The following is a 23,283-nucleotide window of genomic DNA, read 5'->3' as shown; positions in this document are numbered from 1 at the left end:
GATTTCCTAACACTTCCTTAGGTTTCGGTCGGCTCGGGTTGAGGTCCGACGGCGGTTGGGTCCCGACGGCGGTTGGGTCCGGACGGCGGACGCTCTCTCAGGTCCCTCGGGTTTGGGTGGGTCGCTCTTTCAGGTCCCTCGGGTTTGGGTGGGTCGCTCTTTCAGGTCCCTCGGGTTTGGGTGGGTCGCTCTTTCAGGTCCCTCGGGTTTGGATGGGTCGCTCTCTCAGGTCCCTCGGGTTTGGGTGCGTCGTTGATCCGCACGAGCTTCCACGCGGCGAGTCGGCCGATACCGGCGGCCAAGGCAATCGAAGACGAAAAAAGTAGCGGACCCGTCGCTGAAAGTCCGCCAAACGGCGCACACATGAGCAAACCCCCGGCGAAAAACGCGGCAACGTGAAGCCACTGATTCCGGACTCGACGCAAGGCCAAACCGAGAAGTGACCCCACTGCGGCACCAACGGCCCAGACCGGGAGCAGACTGTAACCGAAGAAAATGCTCGCCCATCCTGGTGCTTGAATGCCCCAGAAGGCGCAGAATGTCAGGTGCGCTACGGCGATTCCCACAGCCAATCCCTTTGCGCCGAGCACCACCCGGTCTTTGGAACCGTATCGCCAGCCTCCCGACGGACTCCGCGTCGCCAACGAGTACTCATCTTCGTCAGTCCATGGCGACTGGCTCATGGTTATCCTCCTGGATAGTCAAAGAGCGTTCGGCTGTAGGGGTGATTATGTGAGAGAGGGATCGGCTGAAGGAATGATTATGTGAGAGAGGGATGGTCGTTGATGAGGACGAGCTTCCAAACGGCCAGTCGGCCAATGCCGGCTCCAAGCGCTGCAGGAAGTGTCATGTAGGCCAAAGTGTGAATGGTCCAACCGGTGTGCGCAGCTCCAACCAAGGTTCCCACCAAAGCTCCGGCGACGATAAAGGCAGCCACGTGGATCCACTGATTGCGAATACCCCTCAGTAGCTTGCCCAGCAGCATCGCGGTGGGCAGGCCAACCAAACCGATGGGGAGCGCACCAAAAACCATGAGTATGGGTAGAAATGAAAGCTGATATGCGGCATATTGTGGATCTAGACTCGCCTTAATGACCCCGGGCACCAGGAAGAACACAACGTCGGCGACGCCGACGCCAACTAGAAGTCCCTTCCAGCCCAGGACTACGCGGTCCCGGTAATCGTAGGGCCAGAATGACAGGTGGTGAGTGGGGTTCATCGAGTAGCCGCGATTTGGTTGAGGGCGCCCGCCGAGGTCGGGTGCTCGAACGCGAACCCGGCGTCGAGCAGTTTCCGAGGCTCCACCCACCTGCTCTTCAGCACCAGTTCTGTTTGTGTGCGGATCAGGACGGCACCGGCTTCGAGCAGCCAGGCCGGCGTTGGGATGCCGAACGGGACACCCATGCTTTGCCGTACCAAGGACATTAGTCCGCGGTTGTCCACCGGATAGGGCGTTGCCGCGTTAATGGGACCGGTCAGCTCAGCGTGATCGTGCACAAACAGCACTGCACGGAACAAGTCCTCCACGTGGATCCAGCTGAACTTCTGCGTTCCCGGACCCATGTGCCCGCCCAAACCAAGCCGGGCAAGATTCCGGAGGGGATTCATAACACCACCGGCACCCAGAACGATCGCAATCCGAAGCGCCACCTTCCGTGTGTCAGGAACGGAAGCGGCTGCCAACTCGTCTTCCCACGCGCGGGCAACCTCCACAGAGAACCCGCTGCCCAATTCGCCGGAAACCTCAGACTGTGGATGGTCTTCCGCATGCCGGTAGATGGTGCCGGTGCTCGAATTGATCCAGGTCCGTGGAGGTTGGGCGCAAGCGGCAACCGCGCGGCCCAACGCCCGTGTCGTCAACACCCGGGAGTCCAGAATCTCGCGCCGATGCTGTTCGTCGTACCGGCAATTCACGGAGCGTCCGGCGAGGTTCACCAGTAGTTCGGCACCGTCAAGCGCTTTGGCGACGGCGCCGTCGTCGTGCCATTGAGCGTCAGCCGAAGCGTCCCGCCCAACTGTCCTGACCCGCCAACCCTCAGCAACAAACCTCCGCCGGAAGTAGCTTCCGATGAAGCCACTAGCACCGGCAATCACCACTGTCCTCGGCATCACGAGTCTTCCTTGACACTTCGCACGAGCCCCAAGACGTCGTCGAAGACCTTGCTGACTCCAGGAATTTTCGCGAGCGATAAGCCTCGGGCCACCAGCGGGGCTGCGCCGTCGATCAATTTTCGCGTGCGGCGTTGGCCCTCGGACCGGTCGTAAACCCAGAAGAGCGCGACGCCCATGTACGCCAGCCACAGCAGTTCGGGCAGATCTGCACGCAGCTTCTTGGCGACGGCGGGGGAGGAGCCTTCGACGGCGGAGCGGAAGATCGCGAGGGAAGCCTCGCGGGCGGCGGCGGAAGCCTCGCCGAACGGGTTAACGGGCGACGACGGCCGGATTGCCGTCGCGATGAAGTCGGAACCGAACTGGTGGTACGGCGCCATGACGTCCACTCCTGTGTGCAGAACCGCTTTGAGGCGTCCGGCGAGATCCTGGACGCCTTCGAGTGCCTGCGCCGCCACCACGGCGTGTTCATCTTGCACTTGAAGGTAGAGCTCCTGGACGAGTTCGTCCTTGGAAGCGAAGTAGTAGTAGGCATTGCCCACGGAGACTTCCGCCTCCTGGGCAATGGCACGCATGGTGGCCTTCTCAAAGCCGACCTCACGGAACATCTTCAGCGCGACGTCCGCCACCAGTTGCCGGGTCTGCTCGCTTTTTGCTGCCATGGTGCCGCTCCTCAAGCAGTTTTTGAACGTGTTCAAGAATGAGTATGCCACAGTTTATGAACGTGTTCAAAAATCCACAAACGGGGAAAACGTGAGAGAGGGATGCTCAAAAGGGGTTGGGATGTGAGAGAGCGTGGGGAGTGGGAGAATGGAACCGGTGCCGGGCCGGATGCCCCACCAACCACAGTGCTAATACAGCGGGGTTCCCTCACCAAGGAGCCTGCGCGAACCACTACGAAATGGATGACCCATGCCCTCGCCCTCAGGCTCCAGTACTCTGAGCAAGCCCGCTCCGCGCTTCGCTTCGATCGGCTCCCCGTATTTCGGCATCATGCTGGCCATCATGGCCGTGGTGCTGATCCTGTCCAACATCGGCGCTTCCAAGGGCGTGGTGATTGGACCGATCATCACCGACGGCGGGTTCTTCCTCTTCCCGATCGCCTACATCCTGGGTGACGTGATGAGCGAGGTCTACGGCTTCAAAGTGGCGCGCAAGGCCATCATTACTTCGTTCGCGCTTTCGGTGTTCGCATCGCTCTGCTACTGGATCATCATCGTGCTTCCCGGCTTCAGCGACGAGTACGGCACCGCAAAGCAGGCAGCCATCGAAGGTGCCCTGGGCCCGGTTCCGCTGATCGTCCTCGGTTCCCTGCTCGCTTTCCTGGCCGGGCAGACCATCAACTCCTGGATCCTGGTGAAGATGAAGGCGCGCACGGGCGAGAAGTCATTGTGGGCGCGCCTGATGGGCTCGTCCGTGGTGGGCGAATTCGTGGACACCCTGATCTTCTGCACCATCGCAGCGTCGGTCATCGGCATCACGGACTTCGGCTCGTTCCTGAACTACGTCCTGGTTGGTTTCGTCTACAAGACGGCCGTGGAGTTCCTGTTCGTCCCCGTCACCGTACTGGTGGTCGGCTGGATCAAGAAGCGCGAGCCCAGCTATGGGGTAGCCGCAGCCTAGCCTCCGCAGGGCCCGTTTCGCTGGCTCGCTGCGCATTAGATGGTTCCTACCGTCGAATGCGCAGCTACCCATCGAAACGGGGCGCGAGCCCAGCCCCTACGAGTAGTACCGGCCCAGGGTCTCCGCCTTGAACTCGAAGAATTCCCCGGATTCGATGGCCAGACGGGCGTCGTCCACCATCTTCACCACGAAGCGCTCGTTATGGATGGAGATCAGGGTTGCAGAGAGCATTTCCTTGGCCTTGAACAGGTGGTGGATGTAGGCCCGTGAATAGTTCACGCAGGTGTAGCAGTCGCAGCCGTCCTGTAGTGGCCCGAAGTCCGTCTTGTACTTGGCCCCGGACAAGTTGAACCGGCCAAACGGGGTGTAGAACGCAGAGTTCCTGGCAACACGGGTGGGGGAGACGCAGTCGAAGGTGTCGGCACCGTTCTCGATAGCAGTGAAGATATCGTCCGGTTCTGAGATGCCCAGCAGGTGCCGGGGTTTGTCCTCGGGAAGTTCCTCGTTGCACCAGCGCACAATAGTGCCCAGGTTTTCCTTCTCCAATGCACCGCCGATCCCGTATCCGTCAAAGGGCATGGCACCCAAATCCTGGCATGCCTTGCGTCGGAGGTCCTCGTACTGGGCTCCCTGGATTACGCCAAAAAGCGCTTGGTACGGCTTATCGGCGCGTGATGACGTCAACGCAGCATGTTCTTCCAGGCATCGCAGTGCCCACAGGCGGGTTCGTTCCAACGACTCTTCTTGATAGGCCCGGGAGTTCTGCAACGTGGTGAGCTCGTCGAAGGCGAACATAATATCGGCGCCGATCTGGTGCTGGACCTGCATGGAGATCTCGGGGGAGAAGCGGTGCCGATCCCCGTTGAGGTGCGATTTGAACCAGACACCGTCGTCGTCAATGTGCGCCAGCCGCTCCTTGCCGGGCGCTACTGCATCGTCCGGTCCTGAGCTGTCCACGTTCTTCATGTCGATGACTTTTTTGAACCCGGAGCCAAGGCTCATCACCTGGAACCCGCCCGAGTCAGTGAAGGTTGGCCCCGACCAGTTCATGAACGCGCCAAGCCCGCCAGCGGCGTCGAGAATCTCCGGCCCCGGCTGCAGATACAGGTGGTAGGCGTTGGCAAGCACAGCCTGCGCACCGAGCTGGGCGATGGACTCCGGCAGCACTGCCTTCACGGTTGCTTTGGTCCCGACGGCGATGAACGCGGGCGTCTGGATGGTCCCGTGCGGTGTGGTGATGGTTCCGGTACGGCCCAGGAAAGCGCCGCCGTTGGCGTCTACCTGAGCGTCCGACGGCGAGCACGTTTCCGTGAGGCGCTTACCCACCGAGAAGGAGAACTCGGATTGCCGGACAGCCAGCCCGGGCAACTCAGGCCGTGCAGGCGGAGCGGAAGCCGGAACAGCAGAGGGATCGGACAAAGACGCAGAAGCAGGAAGGGAAGCTGGCACGCTACCAAGTGTGCCAGCTTTACCGCAGGTAACCTGCCGAAAAACCCCTACGAACCGTAGTTCTCAGCCTTCCAGTTGTCCCATGAGGACCGTACGTCCGCCAACGTGTGGGCCCCCAAGTCGTAGGTGGACGCAATCACCATGGAGCCGCCGTCGGGCCTTTTCTCCGGAATGGGCAGTTGCTCCGCGACAATCAGCAGTCCGTCCCCATGAGCGGCATAGCTGTGGACGGTGAGGCCCACCTGGTGCCGGCTCTTGAACCAGACCTTGCCGGAGATCTTCTCATCGGTAGCGAGAGTGAGCGAGTACTCCTCCCCAACAGGCGGCAAATCCCCGAGCCCCAGCTTCTCGATCGCAGGCCCACCTTTACCCGGCAGGGAAATGAAATGGGTCCGCCGATGCCCGTGGGGGTGCCGTTCCAGCGCAAACCGCAGCTGATGAAGGAACGTGAGCCAACCCTGAGTGATGTCCTCATCCCACTCGGCCCATTCCGAGTTGTGGTCCAATGCGGCCCTGGTGACCCGCACTTCCGTACCACCGGAGACGGGGTGGAGTTCAAAGACATCACCGCCGTTGACGGTCAGGCTCGTGTGATCGGGCCCCTCCACAACATCGGTGTTGAAGTAGATCTGTTTGATTTCGTCGGCAAGATCGTCGGCTTCCCAGCCGTGCCATTGAGCCACCAACGACGGTTCACGCAGCATTGTCCAAACCTGCTGCGCGTCGGCATTAATCACAACGCTCAGATTGTTCGTCATGGCCCCGAATCTACCGCCGTTGGCGCCCACATAACAGGTCTTGATACTCCCTAATAAGCGGTACAGGGAATGCTAGGCGCGCACCGACTCAAGTTCATTCCCGATACGCCGGGCCAGCTCGTCCTCGTCGATGGTCTTCGATCCACCGTGGGCGCGCAGGAACATCAGCGCCTCGAGCCGGAGGAACCGCCATTCACGCTCGGCTTCGTGGTTCCCGTTGTCGATTGCACGGAAGATTTCCTTGTCGTACAGATTGGGTTCATTCAGCGAGCGCTGCCGGACGCGGGCATTGATCCGGGCCTTGAAGGGGTCTTCTTCCTGGGACTCGGGCGCGCGCAGCAGTTTCTCGTAAACCGCGGCACGTTCGGTTTGTCCGGCCTCGCGGCAAATGAAACTGGATAGCGCCAGGGCACGTTCGATCGATGCCCAGCGGTCCAGGTTGCCGTCAAAGGGCAGCACATTCAGCAAGTCGGCGACTGCCAAAGCGTGGTCTGGATCGCGCAGCACAATGCAGAGATCGAAGGCGAGATTGCTGAGGTCCCGTAGGCAACTTCCCGACTTGGTATTGATGCCTTTCGCGAGCCGATCCGCCAGGACTTGAACGCCGTTCTTGCCCTTATGGTTGGCGGCGGCGGCGCGGACCACGGCTTCGGGTGTGCCGTCCGGTTCAGGGATGAGGGCCAGCTCCTCGGCGCTGGGGCCGGTGTACGTCGGGGGCGTTTCCGGGCGCGGAGGAACGACGACGGCGGGTCCCGCGGGAGCGTCGGCGTCGCCTCCCGCTGAGGTGCCGGAGTCGGAGTTGCTTGAGTCGGCGGCGCTGGAGTCGGGGGTGCTTTCATCCACGGCGCTGGAGACGGAACCGTCGGAGTCAACGGGAACTCCGTCACCCACAGGAACACTGGATCCTACGGCGATCCGTAACGTACCGCCGTCGACCATTGTCACCAGCAGCAACGCGGCCACGCCGTAATCGTCGTTTTCCACCTCAACGGCGGCAATTTCCTCGGCCGGCCCGTCACCGGGTGGGAACACAAAATCCCCGGGCCGCAGGTCCCCAGCCTGCTTTTCCATGTATTGCTGTGTGGCTGGGCTGTGAGTCATCGGAAGTCCTTTGGTTCTCGTGGGGTCCGCCGTCCAGTCTACAAAGACCAGCTGGTGAAGGGGCCGGGACCCGCTAGAGAACGATGCCCGAGAAAGCCAGGGCCTGGCGGACGAGGTTCCCGCGGCCGCCGTCGAATTCCTGCTGGACGTTGTCGCTGAGCACCTCTTGCGGCGTCATCCAGGTGAGCTCCAAAGCGTCCTGGCGGGGTTCACATTCGCCGGTCACAGGAATGATGTAAGCCAGTGAAACGGCGTGCTGGCGGTCATCCGTGAAGCCTGTTTGCGACGGGGCCGGGAAATATTCGGCCACCGTGAAGGGAACAGGGCTGATGGGCAACTGCGGGAAAGCCAGGGGGCCGAGGTCCTTTTCCATGTGCCGCAGGAGCGCTGCACGGATGGTTTCGCGGTAGAGAACACGGCCGGAGACGAGGTAGCGGACCATATTTCCGTCGGCGTCGCCCTGAAGGAGGGTGCCCACTTCGTTCACATAACCGAGCGGATCCAACCTGACCGGAACGGCCTCCACGTAGACCATGGGGAGGCGGCCGCGGGCTTCGAAGAGGTCTTCATCTGAAAGCCAGCCTGGATACGGGTCGGGTGTACGTACGCTCATGGTTAAGTTCTACCGCATCCCCAGCCGAACTTCCTTGGCAGCGGCGCCGTGGCTGCGGCGTTACGCTCTCGGCTGTATTACGCGGCCGTGACTGGTGGCTTCTCCACCACAATTGACGCCGGCGCCGCGCCGCTCACCGCATCCGGGTTGGCGACGTACAGGACGTCTTCGGTGATCCTGGCCTCCATGTCTGCAGCCTTGAGGCGCGCCAGCAGTGGTTCCAGATCGCCGTCGTACTCAAAGGCGAGGTCCCCGTTGGTGGCGTCCGCGCCGTGAATAATCTGAAGGATTCCGCCGTTCTTGGTGGTGAACGTGGCCGATTCGTCGTCCTCCGTGCGTGGCCGGGCGCCGATGTTTCGCAAAACATTTGCGGAGAACGTCACCAAGGGGCTGACCCACGTCGCTGCCACCGTGAGTGCTGGATCGGCATCACTTGATGTGGCCCAACTGCCATCTGTTGCCCGCTGCGCGGGGAAAGCAAAGAACTCGAAACCGTCATCGGCCGAGATACGCACAGTGGGTCCGTAGGAGGCTTCATGGAGCTCCGCCTGGGTACCGTCTTCCTCGGTGCGCCGTGCGAACTCTTCCAGGTTTCCTACCTCGACACTGAAAATCGTGTAGCCATCAAGGGGGTGGCCGTGCTCCAGCCGGCCCAACGCGACGCGACCCGAACCGGCGTCGAACTCCTGCCAGTCGCCGTCGTCCACCGTCTTCACCAGACCCAGCGCCTGCAGCAGCGTGGCCCACTGCTCAAAGTGCGATGTGTAGTGGATGGGGCGGGCTCGCAACATTGGTCCTCCTGGGCTGGGTCCTCGCGGTTCGGGTGTCCGCTCCCAGCCTATGCCGCGTGGCCTTGCCGGGGACGGTGTGTTTCACAGGAGAATGAACCCATGCCCATTGAACTTGAGGAACTCCTTGTCTCCGACGGAGCCGCTTGGCGCTCTTGGCTTTCGGAACATGCCGCTGAGAGTCCCGGCGTGTGGTTGATTCTGCACAAGAAGGGCGGCAACGTCACGGAGTTGGACTACGACGCCGCTTTGGATGAGGCCCTGTGCTTTGGCTGGATCGATGGCCAAGCGAGGAGCCGCGACGCCGAAAGTTACTTCCAGCGAATGACGCCCCGCGGCCGCAAGAGCATCTGGTCAGCGCGCAATGTGGGCCACGTTGCGCGACTGGAATCCGAGGGCAAGATGACGGATGCCGGACGAGCGGCCGTCGAAGCCGCAAAAGCTGATGGACGCTGGGAAGCCGCCTACGCCGGGCCAGCCGATTCCGTGGTTCCGGATGACCTCGCGGCAGCCATCGCTGCAGTCCCGGAGGCCCAGGCAATGTTCGATTGCCTGACCTCCCAGAACCGCTTCGCCCTCATCCACCGCACCAACGGGGTCAAACGGGCAGACACCCGGGCGCGCAAGATCGCCGGTTTCGTGGAGATGCTTGCCCGTCACGAAGCCCCCTACCCGCAAAGAAAGCGTCCCGCTTCCAACGGCAGCTAGAGCGTGGCGGCAGCTTCCAGTGCCATCCAAGCTTGAAGCTGCGTGGAAAGCTCGACGGCGGCCCCCGCCGGATATGTTTCACTCGCCGGTCGCTGGGGATCGAAAGAGAACACAATGGCTGGAGTTCCCCTACGACTCTTGGCACGGTTCGGGTCCTCGCGGCGCCCGGCCCAGAACGCTTCGGCTGTGCTGCGAACCAAGGACCTGGCCGTTTCCCGGGTTGGGGCTGGAAGCCTGGCGTCCCGGGCTGCCAAAGCGAGATAGCGGAGCAGGATGCCGGTGAAAAGACCACCATCGCCCGTCCCGTCACCGCGGATGACCTGTGTGCCGGGCAGCGTCAGCTCGCGTTTCACTGCATCCACAAGCAGGGCGGCCCTGCGCAGGTTGTCATCACCGCCCAGTTCCAGCAAGGCACCCAGGACCGGGCCTTGGTTGTAGGTGTAAATGGCTTCATCCACCACCACCTTGCCCTGACTGAGCCGAAGCCCGTCCCGATACACGCCACGTTCCGGGTGCAGGAGCTTGCTGTTGAGCCAGTCCACCAACTTCTGTGCACGCTCCGTGTGGTCGGTCCGAGCGTAATAAAGTGCCACGGGAGCTGTGGCAGGGGTGTTCTTGAAGTCCCGTTTGGTGCTCCAGTACGTGCCGCCGCCAAGGTCGTCCGTAGAAGCTGAATCGAACTGCAATGTCAGGCTCTTGCGGACATACGCGTTACGCCGCCGACCAGGTTTCCTGGTCTCCTCCGCCAACTTCTCCAAGCGCAGCGTGGCGAGTGCCAGCCACGCCATGTCGTCGTAGTAGTCGTTGACGAATCGCAGCAGGTTCCGCAACCGGATTGTGGTGACCAGCCGCGAAGCGAGCCGGCCCGCGCTCGGGCGGGAGTCGCCGTCGAACTTTGTTTTACTCGCGAGTTCGCGGCGTCCCGCATCCACCAGGCAATCGACGTAATGCGCTTGCCACCAGTAGTGCCAAGGGCCTGTGACGCTTTTGACGGTGTTGCTTGGCAGGCTCACTGCCCCTATGTGCGTACCTGGAAGGAACAGTAGCCGCCTGCCGAAGCTTCTGGTCACTGACCGGGCAGCCTGGTTGGCACGCGCTGCCCATTCGGTGGCGTCTGTGGAGGGGGCAGGCATCCCGGATGGTTCGATCTGGCTGGTCATGAAATTAGCCTAGCGGGGCCGGGGAATTAGCCTAGCGGGGCGGAAAGTGTGCGCTTGCCCACAATTCCAGTTAACATGCATTAACGGATTTGGGTCTGCATCAAGGAGGATGAATGGACATCAAGGGCACGGTGGCGCTGGTAACCGGCGGGGCATCAGGGCTAGGGGCCGCTACCGCAAAGCGCTTGTTCGACGCCGGAGCTTCGGTGGTGCTGGTGGATCTGCCGCAATCGGCTGGTGACGAATATGCGGCCGAGCTGAATTCGGCACGTTCGGATCAGGGGGAGTCGGGCCCACGTGCTGTCTTTGCTCCAGCCGACGTCACCAACGAATCTCAAGTACAGGGCGCCGTCGACTCCGCCATGTCTATGGGACCACTCCGGATCGTGGTCAATTGCGCAGGTATCGCGACACCTGGAAAAGTCATTGGCCGCGAAGGGGTGCTGCCGCTGGAGAACTTCAACAAGGTCATCCAGATCAACCTCGTGGGAACCTTCAATGTGATCCGCTTGGCTGCTGCCGCCATGGTGGAAACCGAACCCGTCTCCACGGACCTGGGTGGGCCTGAACGCGGCGTCATCATCAACACCGCCTCCGTGGCCGCCTTTGAAGGCCAGATCGGCCAGCCAGCCTACGCCGCCTCCAAAGGTGCTGTAGCAGCCATGACGCTCCCCTTGGCACGGGAGTTTGCCCGATCACTGATTCGGGTAGCCACCATCGCGCCCGGCATCTTTGAAACGCCCATGATGGCCGGACTTCCCCAAGCGGCCCAGGACTCCCTTGGACAGCAGGTCCCGCATCCCGCACGCCTGGGCCGTGCTGCGGAGTACGCTAACCTGGCGGCCCACATCGTGGAAAACGCGATGCTCAACGGGGAGACCATCCGACTCGATGGCGCCATCCGTATGGGACTCAAATGATGGGCGATTACAGGGGCTCTCCAGGGTCATTGCCTGGAACGCTTGTCCCCGGTCCGGGAGGGCCAGGCCCGTCGTCCGTAGCGGACCTTCCCACGGCTGACTTCTTCGACTTCGAATCGCTGCTCAGCGTCCAGGAACAACGGAAGCTCAATGAACTCCGGGCCTTCCTTGCCTCCGAGATCGCCCCATACGCCGGGCAGTGGTGGGAGAAAGCAGAGTTTCCCGAACACATCCTCCCTAAGCTCGCGGCCCTCAGGCTCAGCGCGCCAGCCCAGCGCGGATATACCCACCTGTTCGCCGGCCTGGTCATAGCCGAGATGACACGGGTCGACACCTCGATCGCCACCTTCTTCATGGTTCACCACGATCTCTTCGTGGAGTCGCTGTACGACTTTGGCAGCGACGCTCAGCAGGACCGCTACCTCGACGACGCCTCCAACCTCCGCACTACCGGCGCCTTCGCGCTGACAGAGCCGAATCACGGGTCCGACGTCGCCGGTGGAATGGAGACCACTGCCCGCCGTGTCGAGCGGACTGATTCCGACGGCGGCGATTACTGGGTGATTAACGGTGCCAAACGCTGGATTGGGAACGGGACGTTCTGCGACTACATGTTGGTGTGGGCCAAGGACGAAGCAGACGGCGCCGTGCGTGCCTTCATCGTTGACGCATCCTTGCCGGGCATCACCCGGAGCCGCATCGAGAACAAGATTGCCCTGCGGACCGTGCAGAACGCCGACATCATGTTTGTGGACGTGGAGGTAGCTGAGGCAGATCGCTTCGCTGGCATCAGCAGCTTCGTCGACACCAACCACCTACTCCGTGGCTCCCGCATCATGGTGGCCTGGCAGGCCGTTGGCCAACAACTTGCAGCTTTCGACGTCGCCCGGCAGTACGCCGTCGAGCGCATGCAGTTCGGTAAGCCGCTGGCCAAATTCCAGCTCATCCAGCAACACCTGGTGGACATGCTGGGAAACGCGGTGGCCAGCATGGGGATGATGGTTCGGATAGCGCAGCTGCAGGAGGACATCTTCACAGATGCCCAGGGAGTGCGGCACGGAGGCGGAGAGATGGCGCAGGTGGCGCTTGCCAAGGCCTACTGCAGCGCCAGGATGCGGGAAACCGTGGCGTTGGGTAGGTCAATCCTGGGCGGAAACGGAATCGTCACCGATTACCGCATCGCGAAGATCTTCGCCGACGCCGAAGCCATTTACACGTACGAAGGCTCCTACGAAATCAACTCGCTGATCGTTGGGCGTGCAGTGACAGGGGTTTCCGCAATCGCTTAGACCTGCCCGGCTCAGACCGCCGTGGCTGTCCGGGCGCTAGTCCTGCGGGAGCTTCTCTCCGGCTTCCACCCGAACATCGATTGAATTGCCCCGGACAGGCATTGGGCAGGTGCCGTACGGGGTGAATGCACTCGGGTAGTTGATGGCGCGGTTGAAGTCGATCACCACGGTCCCGTCGGGCCGAGGCCGGGGGATGAATACCTTGCGCCACTCGTCCGTGGTCTCTCCGTTGGTTTCATCGTGGAAGGTTACGTTGAGCGCGCCCAGCTTCTCTTCTTCCGCGTGAAGCCGGATTTCGTGGGGAATACCCGGTACCCGGAACGCCACTTCGCCCACCGAGCTATGGATACCGTCCACCAAGGGGTTCGCGGTGCCGATGGGCACGTCCTTGGGCTCATCGTAGGCTTCGAACCGGCCCTCGATCACCCAGCCGGGGTTGTATTCGTAGGTGGGGACACCTTTGAACCCAGTCAATACGGGGGAGTTGTTGTCGCGGGTGCGAACAGCGTACTTGTCGGCGCGCATCGCCAGTTCCACCACAACTTGCTTGCCGTCCTTGCCGCCAAACTGCACCCACATGAGCGACTCTTCGTCCTTCAGTGTGGCCGGGATGGTCCCATCGACGCCCTGTCCCGTCTCAACGAGCGTGAGCCCATCCGCAGCGCTCGCCGTCAGGAAAGCTGTGGTGCCGTCGGTGGACCAGAGGCCAGGGACGAGTTCGACCTCGGACGGTTCGGCCTCAAGCCATTGGAAAGATGTGAGCGTCAGCCAGCCGTGATCGGTGGCAAGAGCTGCATGTCGACCTGCACGGAACCGCGCCCAGCGGGCGAGTTGGGCGTCAGTTGCGGTGGTGGGCGAGCTCATGGTTCTCCTCGGCGGGTTCGCGTCAGTTCGTGGCGGTTGCACTTGCCTCAACTATGCTCCGGTCTTGGGCATTCCCGGAATTCTCCGCGAACCGGGCCGGTCTCACTATCTTGGATCGGCTCGCGCTGGCCCTGATTCATGCCAGCGCGAGCCGGGATTGATGGACGGAAACGACTGGCCGCGCATCACGTGCCCAACCCATCGTTGTCGTCTTAGCCCCTGAGAGCGCTATTACAGTCGAATTCTTAGTGCGACCGCTGCCCGTACTTACGGGCACCTGCAAAGGCAAACAGGGATCCTACGGCCAGAAGTGCCGCAGCAAGGAAGATGACGCCCTGCCCCTGGGCGCCCGTGTTGGCCAGCTGCTCAGGGCTATCCACCTCGGTGGGTTCCGCTGGTTCCTCGGGAATCACTAGGTCAATCGGAGAGGTGATGCTGGGCATCGGCTCCAGTGTTGCCGGGCTCGGGAGAGGCGTCAGCGTTGCCGGGCTCGGGCTCGGTGTTGCGGGTGCCGTGGGCGTGCTGGTGCTGGTGCTCGGCGTCGGCGTCGGTGTCGGTGTTACGGGTGCTGTGCTCGGGCTCGGTGTTGGGGTGGTATCGACTGTTCCGTCGCCTGTTCCGGCAGCGACGCTTCGACGCGTCTCGGCACCAACGGGGTGCTGTTCGCCCGAGATGTTGACTGTTCCGTTGTTCTCGTAGACATCCAGGGAAGAGTCGGTCACCGTTGTGAGCACGAAGAGCTCCACATGCTCGCCTTCCGGAAGCCCTTGCCAACTTACTGTCAGAGACTGCGGGGTGCACTGGATGGTCGCCGGATATTGCTCATTATCGAAAGGTTCAACAATGTTGCCGGCGGCGCTCACTACCTTGCCAACGCGGGGTGTGACTTCGCTGCAATTGATTTCCATGCCTGCCGCAGGGACGTCCGTCACCACAACATCGTTGGTTTCGAACGCCATGGGCGGCATGTAGAAGATCGACTCCAGTTTCGTCTGGGCGGGGTCTGCCCACCGCATGGACTTTCCGGCAGACGTTGGCACCCCCGGGCTGCAATCCTCTGTGCAGGGTTCAGTGGACAAGGGAACGCGAACCACGCTGTCACCAACAACGAAGTTCAGCTCCTGGGTTCCTCCGTTGGTGAGCTCACGCGAGTACTGGGTAGTGAAGGAACACTTGCCGCCAACATTCAAGGGATGCGAAGCCACGAAATCGGTCAGGGTGAAGACCACCAGACCGGCGTCATTCGCGGCTGCGGTGGCAACTGTGCGGCCAGCAGGGTTCTTTAGGTCAAAGGTAGTATCGCCAAACCAGCGCAGTTCAGCGGGGAGTCGAAGACTGAAGGTGTCCCCGGGTTGCGATTTGTCGGGGACAGACCATTCACATTTCACATCCACTTGGTCCCATTGCTTGGTAACTACTGATTCCGTGCTGATGGTGATCTCTGCTTCCGGAATATTTGCCGCAGTGGCCGGAAGGGCGGTCAGCCCCAAGCCCAAGACAGCCATGACAACGGCCAGCAGCGCAGTCACCAGCGACACAGTTTTTAGATGGATCTGATTGTTCATATTCTGGATGGTCCTTCGAATCCTTGGGTGTTGTGTTCCGTCACATGGTCAGTGTTGGCAGCGGAAGGTTCGTGACGTTGCAGCTCGGATTCCGGACCCCTAAGTTCATCGGGGGTCCTGCTCTGCGGCAATGGGGGGTGCTGACGTCGGCGCTCCCGCTGCAGAAAGCGGATAGAACACCATGCGCGCAGGGCTCAGCGTCCCATCCCCCAAAGCCTCCAGCACGGCCTTGCATCCCAGTAGCCGGGACAGGCTGCGTTCTCCAAGAGGGAAGAGGATATGGACGGCAGAATTTTGATACATTGCCGTGGATCCGGTTCCGTGCAGCTGGCCTTTGACGGCTTCCCCGAGTCGGGCAAGGAGTGTCCAGCAGTGTCCACGGTTATGGCGGGAGCCGGGCAGCCGGATGATCGCCAGGGCATGCGAACCCGTGGACTCCGGCCCTAACGTGGATACCTCGTGGATCCGTCGCTGAAAGTGTGCGTGGGTGACCAAACCTGTGTAGACATCCGTGCATGAGAGGGGTGCGGCTGTTTCTGCGACCTCCGCCCAGCCTTCTGCCAGTGCTTGAAGGGCGTCGATGTCAACGGGCTGTTCCGCAGCCGCAAACAACGCGCGGAAGTCGTTCATGGTCTCATTGATGCTCACGCCATTCGTGGCACGGGCCGCTCCGAGCAATTTGGCCCGGCGGGCCGGAACCACTGTTCCAGTGGCGAGCAACGTTACGATTGTGCGGACCTCCGGCACGAACCAATCCGCACGGAAGCGCCACCCCGTCTTGTAACTGGCGGTTTGCCATCTTCGCTGCAATAGATACCGTGAAAACGCACATTCGGTGAATGATTTGGTCCGGAACAAGGTTATATCCGAATAGTGCGCTGAGCAGCCGGTTCGTGACGGAGTGCTTTCCCCAAGCTTTGATAAAGACTATGTAGAAAAACGCGTCACGACTTGCCCCTACCCCCCACTCCATATATATGGGCAGGGTTCTTTACGGTTTGGGGATGCCATAGATGGCACAGAGTTCACACGCAGGCAGCAAATCAAAAATCGACGACGATGGGCGTCTTATTGAGTTGGTCCGGGGCGGAGATATGTCCGCGTTCGATGGTCTCTACGAGCGACACGTGTCCATTGCATCCACCGTCGCCCGACGCAACGTGGACAATCCAAGCGATGCCGAGGATGTAGTGGCAGAGGCTTTTCAAGCTGTGCTGCAAGGCCTCGTGGCTGGGAGGGGGCCCGACACGTTCTTTCGGGCATACCTGTTATCGACAGTTACCAGGTTGTCCCATCAACGGAACCGAAAAGCCGGCAAGGTCCTGCCCAGTGGTGATGATTCTGTTCTGGATCACGCCTTGGCCGATTCAGACGCCGCCATCAATGCCTTCGAGTCGCGCACGGTGGCCAAAGCCTTCCGGACCTTGCCGGAACGGTGGCAGGCGGTGCTGTGGTACTTGGACGTGGAACGCATGAAACCTGCAGCCGTTGCGCCCATTCTTGGGCTTTCTCCCAATGCCGTTTCAGCGCTCGCCCTCCGTGCGCGCGAAGGCCTCAGGAGGCAATACCTGCAGTGCCATATCGCTGAGCAGGCCGATGGCAGGTGTTCCGAGTTCGCGTCAAAACTCGGCAACTTCATCCGCGGTGGACTGTCAGCAGCCACCGAGCGCAAGGTTCGGGATCACCTCAGTGGCTGCTCTACATGTACGGCCGCCCTCGCGGAGCTGAAGGACGTTCAAGGGAGCATGCGAGCCGTGCTCCTTCCCATGGTTACGGGTGTTCCCATCACGATCTGGGCGGGAAAAAGCGCGGGGCTGGGCGTTCTGGGCGCGGTTTTTCCCGCTAAAGCTGCACTGATCGCACCAGCGATTGCTCAACCGATAGTCCTGGCCGTCGTCGCGGCCGCCGGGGTGGGGCTTGTGTTGGGGTCCATAGGAATCGTTGATCACCTGACTCCGGAGACTTATTCGCAGCAGCGTGCTTTGCAGACTGGCAGTCCACCCTGGGGAAGTGAACCGGCGACGCCCACCGCTACATCTACGCCAAGCGGCACACCATTCCCTGCGTCTTCCTCTTCGGCAGAGCTGACTCCTGTCCCGGAGGAATTGCTACCAACCCCGGTGGAGGTACCTTCCGGCGCGCAAGTACCCACGCTGCCCGTACAGGAGAAGCCCGCAGAGAATAAAACCACAGCGCCCTCCGCAACCCCATCCCCGGTTGCACCGCCTTCCCCCACCCAGAGTCCCGCACTCGCTGCGGGCCCCACGACCACGGTTCCGGTGGATGTCCAGGGCTCTGTGCGGCAAGTACCGGACCGGAGTTCAGGGAAGATCACCATGGAAATCGACTTCCAGGTCTCAGGTGCAAGCCCCTTGGGTAGCGGCAAAGCGGTATTCTCGGTGGCCGCGGATGCATGGATACTGGAAGATTCCCTTCAAGCTCCGGATGGATGGACCTGCGCGCTGGAGAGCCGACGCGTTGCTATTTGTGCCAGCAGCTCTCTGCGACGGGACGATCTTCAATTCCGTGTAGTGACCGACTCCCAGGGCAATAAGAAAAACCGCGAACTGAGCTATACCTTGAGTGGCCCGGGGTTGGCTCCTAACGAGTTCTCCTACAACTACTGACATGGGAACTCGGACTGCGGAAGGCGACGCCAAAATCTGAGACACATTCTTTTGTTGAGTTCCGGGCGGGTAAGATCCCGTAGGAAACATTAGTAATCCGGCTCACAGTATCCAGCGCAGTGTACGGGCCAAACCAGATGACGAAGGTAAGTATCAATGGTTCACACTGCCCATCAAGACACCGATCTCGCAGCAGAACTGCGTGCCGACGTACGTCGCGTATCCACGCTTCTCGGCGAGTCCTTGGTAAGACAACACGGTCCGGAACTGCTCCAACTCGTGGAGCAGGTTCGCTTGCTGACCAAGGAGTCCAAGGAAGCCGCACGGGGCGGCGCGGATGCCACCGGCCCCTGGAGCGCGCACGACGTCGTTGCCCAGGTCCGCGAGTTGCTCGCCTCCCTGCCGCTGGACCAGGCTACTGATTTGGTCCGTGCCTTTGCGTTCTACTTCCACCTCAGTAATGCGGCTGAGCAGGTACATCGCGTTCGTGGACTGCGTACCCGGAAGGAAAAAGACGGCTGGCTGGCAAAAGCGGTCTCAGAGATAGCCGGCCAAGCGGGTCCGCAGGTCCTGCAGGATGTGATCAACGAACTCGACGTCCGCCCTATTTTCACGGCGCACCCCACAGAGGCTTCACGACGCTCGGTGTTGGATAAGGTCCGGAAACTATCGGACGTCCTTGCGGAGCCCACCACGGAGGGGACCTCCGCGCGACGCCGCCAGGACCGACAACTCGCCGAGATCATCGACCAAATGTGGCAAACCGACGAGCTCCGCCAGGTCCGCCCCACCCCTGTGGATGAGGCTCGAAACGCGATCTACTACCTGAACAGCATCCTCACCGACGCCATGCCGGAAATGCTGACCGACCTTTCAGAACTCCTAGCCGAGCATGGTGTCACGCTCCCGGCAGCCGCTGCACCGCTGAAGTTTGGTTCGTGGATCGGCGGCGACCGTGACGGCAACCCGAACGTTACTGCTGCTGTCACCAGGGAAATCCTGCAGTTGCAGAACCAGAATGCTGTCCGTATCAGCATCGCCCTCATCGACGAACTCATCTCGGTGCTCTCCAATTCCACGGCTCTTTTTGGGGCCGACCAGGAGCTGCTGGATTCGATCGCCAAGGATCTCAAGAACCTCCCTGGACTGGACAAGCGCATCCTTGAACTGAACGCGCAGGAGCCCTACCGGCTCAAGCTGACCTGCATCAAGGCCAAGCTCATCAACACCGGACGCCGTATCTCTGCTTCCACTTATCACGAGCCGGGCCGTGACTACGCCACCACTCCTGAGTTGCTTGCGGAGTTTGGGCTGCTTGAGGCCTCGCTGCGGAACCACTCCGCCGCGTTAGTGGCAGACGGCGCTTTGGCCCGCGTCCGGCGTGCAATCGCTGCCTTTGGCTTACATCTGGCAACACTGGACATCCGCGAACACGCCGATTACCACCACGATGCTGTGGGGCAGCTGGTGGACCGGCTTGGCACCGAAAAGCCCTACGGCCAATTGACGCGTGAGGAACGTTTCACCTTCTTGGGGGCAGAGTTGGCTTCGCGCCGCCCGCTCTCCGGCCATCCGATCAAGCTTGACGGCACTGCGGACGGCACGTACGACGTCTTCCGGAGTATCCGTCAGGCCCTGCACACTTACGGTCCGGACGTCGTGGAAACGTACATCATTTCCATGACGCGCGGCGCCGATGACGTCCTGGCCGCAGCAGTTCTTGCCCGCGAGGCTGGTCTGATCGACCTCTTCAGCGGCAAACCGCACGCCAAGATCGGGTTCGCTCCACTGCTGGAAACGGTGGAGGAACTCCGGGCTTCGGCCGAGATCGTGGACCAGTTGCTCTCCGATCCGTCCTATCGGGAACTTGTCCGTCTGCGGGGAGACATCCAGGAGGTCATGCTGGGTTACTCCGATTCCAATAAGGAATCCGGCGTCATGACCAGCCAGTGGGAGATTCACAAGACCCAGCGCAAGCTGCGTGACGTAGCTGCCAAGCATGGCGTCCGCGTTCGCCTCTTCCATGGCCGCGGAGGATCCGTGGGCCGCGGTGGCGGACCCACCTACGATGCCATCATGGCCCAGCCGAACGGCGTGCTTGAAGGCGAGATCAAGTTCACCGAGCAGGGTGAGGTCATCTCGGACAAGTACTCCCTGCCCGAGCTCGCCCGCGAAAACCTGGAACTCTCCTTAGCCGCGGTGATGCAGGGGTCGGCCCTGCACCGTACTCCACGCACCTCGGATGACGAGCGTGAACGGTACGCCAACGTCATGGAGACCATTTCGGATGCAGCATTCGCCCGCTACCGGACCTTGATTGACGATCCCCAGCTTCCCGCCTACTTCCTTGCTTCTACACCCGTGGAGCAGCTGGGTTCATTGAACATCGGTTCGCGCCCCTCCAAGCGTCCGGATTCAGGTGCCGGACTCGGTGGCCTGCGGGCAATTCCGTGGGTTTTCGGTTGGACCCAGTCACGCCAGATCGTTCCCGGCTGGTTCGGCGTGGGCTCCGGCTTGAAAGCCGCCCGCGAAGCGGGTGACACCGATCAGCTGCTGGAAATGATGGACCGCTGGCACTTCTTCCGCTCTGTGATCTCCAATGTGGAGATGACCTTGGCCAAGACGGACATGGAAATTGCCGGCCACTACGTTTCGTCACTGGTCCCGGAGGAACTGCACCGGCTGTTCCACATGATCCGCGACGAGTACGAGCTCACTGTGGCCGAGATTGAGCGTCTTACCGGCGAGATCGAACTTCTCGATGCCCAGCCGACGCTGAAGCGTTCACTCGAAATCCGCGATCAGTACCTGGACCCGATCAGCTACCTGCAAGTAGAGCTGCTCCGCCGTGTGCGCGAGGAGCAGCTGTCCGGAGGCGAGATCGACGAGCGGCTCCAAAGGGCCATGCTTATCACCGTCAACGGCGTAGCTGCAGGCCTGCGCAACACCGGCTAGTAAACCTTCTCTCACATCCCTCGGGATTTTCCGGATGCCTCTCTCATCACGTGAGAGAGGCATCCGTCCAAGGGCGTGGGATGTGCGAGAGCGCTAGGGTAGTGGGATGCCGTCGTTCCAGACCAAGTTGAAGATCACTGGCCTCAAGCCGGGCAACGCACCCGAATCGGTGATGGCCGCGGCGGTGGAAGCGTTGGAAACCCGCCACCATGTCGAATCGAACCAGCTCGACATCGTGGGAGGCGTACCGCAGATCAGCCTGCGCTTCACAGTGGGCGACCGGGATTACTCCGGCGAGAACGACGAAGCCCGGACGTCGGCAGCCATGATGCGTGACGCCGTCGAACGTGTAGCGGTCACTGGAAGCCTTTACGTGTTGCGCCGCAGCCGCGGCCGTTGGTCGCCGGTTTAGAACGCCGGACGAGCACGCACATTCAGTCAGCCCGCCCTACTCGGGCTGTGGCACGTCACCGGGCTTGTCGGCGTCGAACGGTTCGTCCACGGGGGATCGGCTGCCGCGGCGCCGGGTGACGATCAAACCGACCACCACGCCGATGACCAATCCCAGTCCCACCCCAATGAGTGAGCTGGCCCAAAAGGGAAGTTTGGTGGTGGAGCCTGTGAAGTATCCCAAGCCGACCTGCCACACCGCCCACAGCACTGCGCCCAATCCCGCGCAGAGACTGAACCCGCGGACCGAAACGTTGGCGATGCCTGCCGCGGATGAAGTGGCGAGCCTGCCGCCGGGGATAAACCGAGCGCCGATGATGGCGCCGTAGGTTGACGAGCGGCCGGCTTTGGCGATGGCCTCGTGGATTCCGCGGTGGACCCGGCGGCCCCACGACCACCGGTCCAGAACGTGGCTGATACGCCGCTTGAACAGCATGAACACGGCCATGTCGCCCAGCCAGGAAGCGAAGGCAGCCAGGAACAGGATGAGCCAGAAGTTTGCGTGGCCGTCGGCTGCCAGTGCCCCGCCAGTGATCACCACCATCTCGGAGGGGATGGGCGGGAAGATGGCATCGCCCAACACAATGGGAACAATCCACAGGTAAATTGCGGATCCCCATGTCTCTGGAGCGATGATGTCCATGGGCACAAGGTACCGCACTTGCCGCGTCACCCGCTCGGGAGTGAGACTGGCGCCATGCGAATCGAGATTCTGCGCGGAGATATCACCACCCGCGGCGTTGATGGGATCGTCAACGCCGCGAATTCGTCACTACTGGGTGGAGGGGGAGTGGACGGTGCAATCCATAGGGCCGCGGGCGCGGAACTTCTTGAAGCATGCCGCGAGCTGCGCCGAACGCAACTGCAGGACGGACTTCCGGTGGGTGCCGCCGTCGCTACGCCCGCCTTCCGGCTCCCCGCGCGCTGGGTGATCCATACAGTGGGACCCAACCGGCACGCGGGTCAAACCGATCCGGCGCTGCTCGCGTCGTGCTTCCGCGAGAGCCTGAAGGTGGCGGCCGGGCTTGGTGCCCGATCCATCGCTTTCCCTGCGATCAGTGCCGGAATTTACGGCTGGGACGCCGGTCAGGTCGCGGAGGTAGCGTTCGACGCCGTGAGGACGTTTTCGTCGTCAGCTTCAGCTCCCGGGGCTGAGGACAGCCCGCTTGAGTTGGTGGAGTTCGTGCTGTTTTCGGAGGAGACGACGGCGGTCTTCCGGGCTGTGTTCGACTCCTCGCCCCGGGTTGACTCCTAGTCGTGGGCTTCGCTGAGCTCCAGTTTGCTGCGATATTCCACGCGTTGCTTGCTGATGGGGTCCACGAATGTGATGCCGCGGGCCAGCAACTGAAGGGGTTTGGAGTAGTCGTCCGGGGCTTTGTCCAGCAGGTCCGGGTAGAAGGCATCGTTGACGATTCCCAATCCAAGCGAGGCCATGTGTACGCGGAGCTGGTGCGTCTTTCCGGTGTGCGGTTCCAACCGGTACAGCGCGCGCTGGTGAGTTCCGGCGTCGAACGTTTTTGTCTGTTCAATGCGGGTTTCCGCGTTCGGTTCTCCGTCGATGACTTCGGCAAGCAGGTAGCTGCGGGACTTGGTCATGCGGTTGCGGACAACTACCGGGAATTCGACGGCGGGATAGCCTGCGGCCGGCGTCGCGGCTGACACGCACTCGTATTCCTTCTGGACCTGGCGCTTCTCGAAGAGGACCTGATACTTGCCGCGTGTCTCCGGATTGGTGGAGAGCAGCAGCAGGCCGGCCGTCATGCGGTCCAAGCGGTGCATGGGGATGAGGTCCGGGAGGTTGAGCAGGTTCCGGAGCCGGACCAGCGCGGATTCCTGGATGTAGGTGCCGCCGGGCGTGGTGGGGAGGAAGTGCGGTTTGTCCACCACCAGGATGTGTCCGTCTTGGTGGAGGATGTTGATTTCGACGGGCAGGCGGGTCTCGGGCGGGAGTGTGCGGTAGTACCAGATGAAGGTGTGGTCCTCCAGCTTGGTGCTGCGGTTCAGCGGTACGCCGCCTTCGCCCACGATCTCGCCGGCGTCGAAGCGGTCCTCGATCCCTTGCGGATCGATGTGGCCCCAGCGGTGCATCATGTAGTGCATTGCGGTGGTCCACGGTCCCTCGTCCGGCAGGCGAAGGCGGGTCGCGTTTACGCCGTCGCGCACGGGGAGGGGGGATTGCATCACCGAACAATTCTACCGGCGTTGCGTTGTGTGGCCCGCTCTGCGCTCTAAATAGCCCACGAAGCGTGCAAAGCAGGCCTCGCAACGAAAGAGCCAGCCGACGACAAAAAAGCTCTTGACAAT

23 protein-coding genes are annotated in these 23,283 nt (G+C 61.7%); 8 read left to right on the top strand and 15 right to left on the bottom strand.

Annotated elements, in window-relative coordinates:
* Positions 1-161: 161 nt before the first annotated feature.
* The 4 genes from M1D89_RS19850 to M1D89_RS19835 form a co-directional block, all read right to left on the bottom strand.
* Complete coding sequence (locus tag M1D89_RS19850) at positions 162-683, bottom strand: hypothetical protein (RefSeq protein WP_498646233.1); 522 nt, start codon at positions 681-683, stop codon at positions 162-164.
* Positions 684-760: 77 nt separating this feature from the next.
* Entirely contained in the window at positions 761-1,219 is a 459-nt protein-coding gene (locus M1D89_RS19845) for a hypothetical protein (RefSeq protein WP_498646231.1), read from the bottom strand.
* Positions 1,216-2,112, bottom strand: coding sequence for a TIGR01777 family oxidoreductase (locus M1D89_RS19840; RefSeq protein WP_498646229.1), 897 nt, complete (start codon positions 2,110-2,112; stop codon positions 1,216-1,218). Before M1D89_RS19840 ends, M1D89_RS19845 begins: the two co-directional genes overlap by 4 nt.
* Positions 2,109-2,771: a TetR/AcrR family transcriptional regulator gene (locus M1D89_RS19835; RefSeq protein WP_498646227.1), complete on the bottom strand. Its 663-nt coding sequence runs from the start codon at positions 2,769-2,771 to the stop codon at positions 2,109-2,111. Before M1D89_RS19835 ends, M1D89_RS19840 begins: the two co-directional genes overlap by 4 nt.
* A gap of 250 nt (positions 2,772-3,021) precedes the next feature.
* Between M1D89_RS19835 and M1D89_RS19830 the strand changes: the two genes are divergently transcribed.
* A complete protein-coding gene (locus M1D89_RS19830) occupies positions 3,022-3,732 on the top strand; it encodes a queuosine precursor transporter (protein ID WP_091465298.1) in 711 nt (236 codons plus the stop codon).
* 96 nt (positions 3,733-3,828) lie between these two features.
* Here M1D89_RS19830 and tgt read toward each other — a convergent pair whose 3' ends face one another.
* The 5 genes from tgt to M1D89_RS19805 all read right to left on the bottom strand — a co-directional run bounded on the left by tgt (position 3,829) and on the right by M1D89_RS19805 (position 8,444).
* On the bottom strand, positions 3,829-5,100 hold the full coding sequence (gene tgt / locus M1D89_RS19825) for a tRNA guanosine(34) transglycosylase Tgt (protein ID WP_498651005.1): 1,272 nt from the start codon (positions 5,098-5,100) through the stop codon (positions 3,829-3,831).
* 128 nt (positions 5,101-5,228) lie between these two features.
* Positions 5,229-5,939: an SRPBCC family protein gene (locus M1D89_RS19820; RefSeq protein ID WP_498646224.1), complete on the bottom strand. Its 711-nt coding sequence runs from the start codon at positions 5,937-5,939 to the stop codon at positions 5,229-5,231.
* Positions 5,940-6,011: 72 nt separating this feature from the next.
* Positions 6,012-7,040, bottom strand: a complete 1,029-nt coding sequence (locus M1D89_RS19815; protein WP_498646222.1) for a DUF6707 family protein — start codon at positions 7,038-7,040, stop codon at positions 6,012-6,014.
* Between the two features lie 73 nt (positions 7,041-7,113).
* Complete coding sequence (locus tag M1D89_RS19810; RefSeq protein ID WP_017199858.1) at positions 7,114-7,653, bottom strand: NUDIX hydrolase family protein; 540 nt, start codon at positions 7,651-7,653, stop codon at positions 7,114-7,116.
* A gap of 77 nt (positions 7,654-7,730) precedes the next feature.
* Complete coding sequence (locus M1D89_RS19805; RefSeq protein WP_498646220.1) at positions 7,731-8,444, bottom strand: hypothetical protein; 714 nt, start codon at positions 8,442-8,444, stop codon at positions 7,731-7,733.
* A gap of 99 nt (positions 8,445-8,543) precedes the next feature.
* Between M1D89_RS19805 and M1D89_RS19800 the strand changes: the two genes are divergently transcribed.
* On the top strand, positions 8,544-9,149 hold the full coding sequence (locus tag M1D89_RS19800) for a YdeI/OmpD-associated family protein (RefSeq protein ID WP_498646218.1): 606 nt from the start codon (positions 8,544-8,546) through the stop codon (positions 9,147-9,149).
* Here M1D89_RS19800 and M1D89_RS19795 read toward each other — a convergent pair.
* Positions 9,146-10,309, bottom strand: coding sequence for a glycoside hydrolase family 76 protein (locus M1D89_RS19795; protein WP_498646216.1), 1,164 nt, complete (start codon positions 10,307-10,309; stop codon positions 9,146-9,148). The two genes, M1D89_RS19800 and M1D89_RS19795, sit on opposite strands and share 4 nt — an antisense overlap.
* A 113-nt stretch (positions 10,310-10,422) precedes the next feature.
* Here M1D89_RS19795 and M1D89_RS19790 point away from each other — a divergent pair, with 113 nt between their 5' ends.
* A complete protein-coding gene (locus tag M1D89_RS19790) occupies positions 10,423-11,229 on the top strand; it encodes an SDR family NAD(P)-dependent oxidoreductase (protein ID WP_498646214.1) in 807 nt (268 codons plus the stop codon).
* The gene (locus M1D89_RS19785; RefSeq protein WP_498646212.1) at positions 11,226-12,518 is read left to right on the top strand and encodes an acyl-CoA dehydrogenase family protein; all 1,293 of its coding nucleotides are present in this window, start codon (positions 11,226-11,228) and stop codon (positions 12,516-12,518) included. Before M1D89_RS19790 ends, M1D89_RS19785 begins: the two co-directional genes overlap by 4 nt.
* Before the next feature lie 36 nt (positions 12,519-12,554).
* Here M1D89_RS19785 and M1D89_RS19780 read toward each other — a convergent pair whose 3' ends face one another.
* From M1D89_RS19780 to M1D89_RS19770, 3 genes are all read right to left on the bottom strand, one after another.
* The gene (locus tag M1D89_RS19780) at positions 12,555-13,382 is read right to left on the bottom strand and encodes a DUF1684 domain-containing protein (protein ID WP_498646210.1); all 828 of its coding nucleotides are present in this window, start codon (positions 13,380-13,382) and stop codon (positions 12,555-12,557) included.
* 245 nt (positions 13,383-13,627) lie between these two features.
* Positions 13,628-14,947 carry an Ig-like domain-containing protein gene (locus M1D89_RS19775; RefSeq protein ID WP_498646208.1) on the bottom strand — a complete coding sequence of 440 codons (1,320 nt, stop codon included), beginning with the start codon at positions 14,945-14,947 and terminating at the stop codon, positions 13,628-13,630.
* Between the two features lie 105 nt (positions 14,948-15,052).
* Positions 15,053-15,694, bottom strand: a complete 642-nt coding sequence (locus tag M1D89_RS19770) for a hypothetical protein (RefSeq protein ID WP_498646206.1) — start codon at positions 15,692-15,694, stop codon at positions 15,053-15,055.
* A 266-nt stretch (positions 15,695-15,960) separates the two neighbouring features.
* Between M1D89_RS19770 and M1D89_RS19765 the strand changes: the two genes are divergently transcribed.
* The 3 genes from M1D89_RS19765 (at position 15,961) to M1D89_RS19755 (ending at position 20,941) form a co-directional block, all read left to right on the top strand.
* A complete protein-coding gene (locus M1D89_RS19765; protein WP_498646204.1) occupies positions 15,961-17,574 on the top strand; it encodes a sigma-70 family RNA polymerase sigma factor in 1,614 nt (537 codons plus the stop codon).
* 156 nt (positions 17,575-17,730) lie between these two features.
* Positions 17,731-20,529: a phosphoenolpyruvate carboxylase gene (ppc, locus tag M1D89_RS19760; protein WP_498646202.1), complete on the top strand. Its 2,799-nt coding sequence runs from the start codon at positions 17,731-17,733 to the stop codon at positions 20,527-20,529.
* A 106-nt stretch (positions 20,530-20,635) separates the two neighbouring features.
* On the top strand, positions 20,636-20,941 hold the full coding sequence (locus M1D89_RS19755; RefSeq protein WP_011773514.1) for a hypothetical protein: 306 nt from the start codon (positions 20,636-20,638) through the stop codon (positions 20,939-20,941).
* 36 nt (positions 20,942-20,977) lie between these two features.
* Here M1D89_RS19755 and M1D89_RS19750 read toward each other — a convergent pair whose 3' ends face one another.
* Entirely contained in the window at positions 20,978-21,622 is a 645-nt protein-coding gene (locus M1D89_RS19750) for a DedA family protein (protein ID WP_044568415.1), read from the bottom strand.
* A 54-nt stretch (positions 21,623-21,676) separates the two neighbouring features.
* On the opposite strand from M1D89_RS19750, the gene M1D89_RS19745 reads away from it, so the two are divergent.
* Entirely contained in the window at positions 21,677-22,234 is a 558-nt protein-coding gene (locus tag M1D89_RS19745; protein WP_498646198.1) for an O-acetyl-ADP-ribose deacetylase, read from the top strand.
* Here the strand turns inward: M1D89_RS19745 and M1D89_RS19740 are convergent.
* The gene (locus M1D89_RS19740) at positions 22,231-23,160 is read right to left on the bottom strand and encodes a pseudouridine synthase (protein WP_498651004.1); all 930 of its coding nucleotides are present in this window, start codon (positions 23,158-23,160) and stop codon (positions 22,231-22,233) included. The two genes, M1D89_RS19745 and M1D89_RS19740, sit on opposite strands and share 4 nt — an antisense overlap.
* Between the last annotated feature and the right edge of the window lie 123 nt (positions 23,161-23,283).

Source organism: Arthrobacter sp. D3-18 (genome assembly GCF_054408525.1).
The sequence above is the reverse complement of the archived record's forward strand: the minus strand, read 5'-3'. Positions and strand labels throughout refer to the sequence as shown.

Coding starts and splice junctions, on each gene's coding strand:
- M1D89_RS19785 (WP_498646212.1), top strand. CDS start 11,226: ATGATGGGCGATTACAGGGGCTCTCCAGGGTCATTGCCTGGAACGCTT.
- M1D89_RS19755 (WP_011773514.1), top strand. CDS start 20,636: ATGCCGTCGTTCCAGACCAAGTTGAAGATCACTGGCCTCAAGCCGGGC.
- M1D89_RS19765 (WP_498646204.1), top strand. CDS start 15,961: ATGGCACAGAGTTCACACGCAGGCAGCAAATCAAAAATCGACGACGAT.
- M1D89_RS19810 (WP_017199858.1), bottom strand. CDS start 7,653: ATGAGCGTACGTACACCCGACCCGTATCCAGGCTGGCTTTCAGATGAA.
- M1D89_RS19845 (WP_498646231.1), bottom strand. CDS start 1,219: ATGAACCCCACTCACCACCTGTCATTCTGGCCCTACGATTACCGGGAC.
- M1D89_RS19835 (WP_498646227.1), bottom strand. CDS start 2,771: ATGGCAGCAAAAAGCGAGCAGACCCGGCAACTGGTGGCGGACGTCGCG.
- ppc (WP_498646202.1), top strand. CDS start 17,731: ATGGTTCACACTGCCCATCAAGACACCGATCTCGCAGCAGAACTGCGT.
- M1D89_RS19830 (WP_091465298.1), top strand. CDS start 3,022: ATGCCCTCGCCCTCAGGCTCCAGTACTCTGAGCAAGCCCGCTCCGCGC.
- M1D89_RS19850 (WP_498646233.1), bottom strand. CDS start 683: ATGAGCCAGTCGCCATGGACTGACGAAGATGAGTACTCGTTGGCGACG.
- M1D89_RS19780 (WP_498646210.1), bottom strand. CDS start 13,382: ATGAGCTCGCCCACCACCGCAACTGACGCCCAACTCGCCCGCTGGGCG.
- M1D89_RS19795 (WP_498646216.1), bottom strand. CDS start 10,309: ATGACCAGCCAGATCGAACCATCCGGGATGCCTGCCCCCTCCACAGAC.
- M1D89_RS19740 (WP_498651004.1), bottom strand. CDS start 23,160: ATGCAATCCCCCCTCCCCGTGCGCGACGGCGTAAACGCGACCCGCCTT.
- M1D89_RS19800 (WP_498646218.1), top strand. CDS start 8,544: ATGCCCATTGAACTTGAGGAACTCCTTGTCTCCGACGGAGCCGCTTGG.
- M1D89_RS19745 (WP_498646198.1), top strand. CDS start 21,677: ATGCGAATCGAGATTCTGCGCGGAGATATCACCACCCGCGGCGTTGAT.
- M1D89_RS19820 (WP_498646224.1), bottom strand. CDS start 5,939: ATGACGAACAATCTGAGCGTTGTGATTAATGCCGACGCGCAGCAGGTT.
- M1D89_RS19775 (WP_498646208.1), bottom strand. CDS start 14,947: ATGAACAATCAGATCCATCTAAAAACTGTGTCGCTGGTGACTGCGCTG.
- M1D89_RS19805 (WP_498646220.1), bottom strand. CDS start 8,444: ATGTTGCGAGCCCGCCCCATCCACTACACATCGCACTTTGAGCAGTGG.
- M1D89_RS19815 (WP_498646222.1), bottom strand. CDS start 7,040: ATGACTCACAGCCCAGCCACACAGCAATACATGGAAAAGCAGGCTGGG.
- M1D89_RS19790 (WP_498646214.1), top strand. CDS start 10,423: ATGGACATCAAGGGCACGGTGGCGCTGGTAACCGGCGGGGCATCAGGG.
- M1D89_RS19750 (WP_044568415.1), bottom strand. CDS start 21,622: ATGGACATCATCGCTCCAGAGACATGGGGATCCGCAATTTACCTGTGG.